The sequence below is a fragment of the Streptomyces sp. NPDC004658 genome, from assembly GCF_040609555.1.
Classification (GTDB): Bacteria; Actinomycetota; Actinomycetes; order Streptomycetales; family Streptomycetaceae; genus Streptomyces.
The window spans coordinates 1-2271 of the sequence record NZ_JBEXKG010000369.1 but is presented as its reverse complement, the minus strand read 5'-3'; the positions used below and the strand labels follow the sequence as shown (position 1 = coordinate 2271).

The window sequence follows — 2271 nt, the reverse complement described above, 5'->3', positions numbered from 1 at the left end:
GCGGCCGGGCCCGCCCCAGCAGGGCACGGGCGCGGCGTCGTGGGGACATGAGCCGTAGGGCGCCGGTGGTGATCCAGCCGAGGACCGTGGCTCGGCGACCGACGGCACCGGCTTCTTCGAGAGCGAGGACCTGCTCCGGTTCCGCTGGCAGCTGGCCCTCGGCGGGGACCCGCTCGGCGAGGCCGAGATGGACGCCCTCGCCGAGGCCCACCGCCCGGTCGTACGGCTCCGGGACCGCTGGGTGCTGGTCGACCCGGCGCTGGTCCGCAAGGCCCGGAAACGCGAGCTGGGCCTGCTCGACCCGGTCGACGCGCTCGCCGTCGCCCTCACCGGCACCGCCGAGGTCGACGGCGAGACCGTCGAGGCCGTCCCGGCCGGCGCGCTGGCCGCCCTGCGCGACCGGCTCACCGCGGGCCCGCACCCCGCCGACCCGCCGCCCGGCCTGCGCGCCACCCTCCGCGACTACCAGCTGCGCGGCCTGGCCTGGCTGGACCTGATGACCTCGCTGGGCCTCGGCGGCTGCCTCGCCGACGACATGGGCCTCGGCAAGACCGTCACCCTCATCGCCCTGCACCTGAAGCGGGCCCGCACCGAACCCACCCTCGTCGTCTGCCCGGCCAGCCTCCTCGGCAACTGGCAGCGGGAGATCACCCGGTTCGCGCCCGGCGTCCCGGTCCGCCGCTTCCACGGCCCCGAGCGCACCCTGGACGGCGTGGACGGCGGCTTCGTCCTCACCACGTACGGCACCATGCGCTCCACCGCGGCCCGCCTCGCCGAACAGCCCTGGGGCATGGTCGTCGCCGACGAGGCCCAGCACGTGAAGAACCCGTACTCGGCCACCGCCAAGGCGCTGCGCACGATCCCGGCCCCCGCGCGCGTGGCGCTCACGGGCACCCCCGTGGAGAACAACCTCTCCGAACTGTGGGCCCTGCTCGACTGGACCACCCCCGGGCTCCTCGGCCCGCTGAAGTCCTTCCGCGCCCGGCACGCGCGGGCGGTGGAGAACGGCGAGGACGAGGAGGCGGTGCGGCGCCTGGCCCGGCTGGTCCGCCCCTTCCTCCTGCGCCGCAAGAAGTCCGACCCCGGCATCGTGCCCGAACTGCCGCCCAAGACGGAGACGGACCACCCGGTGCCCCTCACCCGGGAACAGGCCGCGCTGTACGAGGCGGTGGTGCGCGAGTCGATGCTGGCCATCGAGACGGCGCAGGGCATGGCCCGCCGCGGCCTGGTGCTCAAACTCCTCGGCGCCCTGAAGCAGATCTGCGACCACCCGGCGCTCTACCTGAAGGAGGACCCGCGCCCCGACCGCCTGGCCGCCCGCTCCGGCAAACTCGCCCTCCTGGACGAGCTGCTGGACACCCTGCTCGCCGAGGACGGCTCGGCGCTCGTCTTCACCCAGTACGTCGGCATGGCCCGCCTCCTCACCGCCCACCTGTCCGCCCGCGCGATCCCCGTCGACCTGCTGCACGGGGGCACGCCTGTGCCGGAGCGCGAGCGCATGGTCGACCGCTTCCAGGACGGCGCGACACCGGTGCTGGTGCTGTCCCTGAAGGCGGCCGGCACCGGCCTGAACCTCACCCGCGCGGGCCATGTCGTCCACTTCGACCGCTGGTGGAACCCGGCCGTGGAGGAACAGGCCACCGACCGCGCGTACCGCATCGGCCAGACCCAGCCGGTGCAGGTCCACCGCCTGGTCACCGAGGGCACCGTGGAGGACCGCATCGCCGAGATGCTCGCGTCCAAGCGCGCCCTGGCCGACGCGATCCTCGGCTCCGGCGAGGCGGCCCTCACCGAGCTGACGGACCGCGAACTCTCCGACCTCGTCTCCCTGCGGAGGACCGCATGACGCCCCCGCCCCGCCCCGGCGACGCCGCCCGCAGGGCCCTGCGCGAGGCCCGCGAACGGGCGGAGACCGAGCGCGCGGTGGCGACGGGCGCGACGCGGGACGCCCCGGAGGCGACGGCTGCCGAGCCGGCCGGGGGGCCGGGGGACCCTGCCGTCGAGACGGCCCGCGCCGACACGGCGGACGAGTCCGGGGCTCGGCCGGAGGACGGGGGGCGAGTCGGCCTCTCCACCGGTGGGGGCGGCCCGGTGGGCGGGGCGGTACCGGCCGGCGGTGACGGCGGGCCGGGGGGCGAACCGCGAGCCGTGCTGTCCGACGGGAGCGGGGCCGGGCCGTCCGGCGGTGAGGGCGAGCCGGGTGACGGGGAACCGGTGGGGCTTTCCGGCACCCGTGGGGCGAGGCCCGCGGACGTGGCGCGCGCGGCGCTC

Annotated in this window: 2 pseudogenes; both read left to right on the top strand. The window is 76.5% G+C overall.

Annotated elements, in window-relative coordinates:
• Positions 1–88: 88 nt before the first annotated feature.
• A pseudogene (locus ABZV94_RS41380) lies at positions 89–1846 on the top strand (DEAD/DEAH box helicase); the annotation flags it as partial.
• Positions 1843–2271, top strand: a pseudogene (locus tag ABZV94_RS41375) (hypothetical protein); the annotation flags it as partial. The pseudogenes ABZV94_RS41380 and ABZV94_RS41375, both read left to right, overlap by 4 nt.